The organism is Burkholderia sp. BCC1998 (assembly GCF_905339875.1).
Classification (GTDB): domain Bacteria; phylum Pseudomonadota; class Gammaproteobacteria; order Burkholderiales; family Burkholderiaceae; genus Burkholderia.
This window is the reverse complement of sequence record NZ_CAJPHE010000081.1, coordinates 1-837: the sequence shown is the minus strand read 5'-3', so window position 1 is coordinate 837 and position 837 is coordinate 1. Positions and strand designations below refer to the sequence as shown.

Sequence of the window (837 nt, the reverse complement as noted above, 5' to 3'; positions counted from 1 at the left end):
GAGGGCGTCGTGCGCGTGCTCGCGCAGAACCGCTGGCCGTGGCGCATGCACGCGACCTACGACGAAACGATCAGCCGCGCACTCGACGTGTTCGAGAAGGTGAACAAGGACATCCCGCTCGAAGGGCTGAACTGGTTCTTCGATCACGCGGAAACCATTACCGAAAAATCGATGGACCGCATCGCCGCGCTGGGTGGTGGTATCGCGGTGCAGCACCGGATGGCGTACCAGGGCGAATACTTCGTCGAGCGCTACGGTGCGCAGGCGGCCGAAGCGACGCCGCCCGTCGCGAAGATGCTGTCGAAGGGCCTCAAGGTGTCGGCCGGCACCGACGCGACACGCGTGGCGTCGTACAACCCGTGGGTGTCGTTGTCCTGGCTCGTGACAGGCAAGACGATCGGCGGCCTGCGCATGTACCCGCAGCGCAACCTGCTCGATCGCGAGACCGCGCTGCGCATGTGGACCGAATACGTGACGTGGTTCTCGAACGAGGTCGGCAAGAAAGGGCGCATCGCGGTCGGGCAACTGGCCGACGTGGTCGTTCCGGATCGCGATTTCTTCGCGTGCGCCGAGGACGACATCGCGGGCACGACCGCACTGCTGACCGTGGTGGGCGGCAAGATCGTGTGGGGCGCGGGCCCGTTCGCGTCGCACGATGCGCCGATTCCGCCCGCGATGCCGGACTGGTCGCCGGTGCGCGAGTATGGCGGCTACGGCGGTTGGGGCGCGACGCAGCGCAGCGGCGCACCGCTGCAACGCGCGGCGGCCGCCGCGATGTGCGGCTGCGCGAATGCATGCAACGTGCACCAGCATGCGCACGCGAGTGCGTGGGGCAGC

1 protein-coding gene is annotated in these 837 nt (G+C 67.9%); it reads left to right on the top strand.

The features are described 5' to 3' along the window. The coding region (locus tag U5A56_RS36865) for an amidohydrolase family protein (RefSeq protein ID WP_321927395.1) at positions 1–837 on the top strand (837 nt) is incomplete at both ends.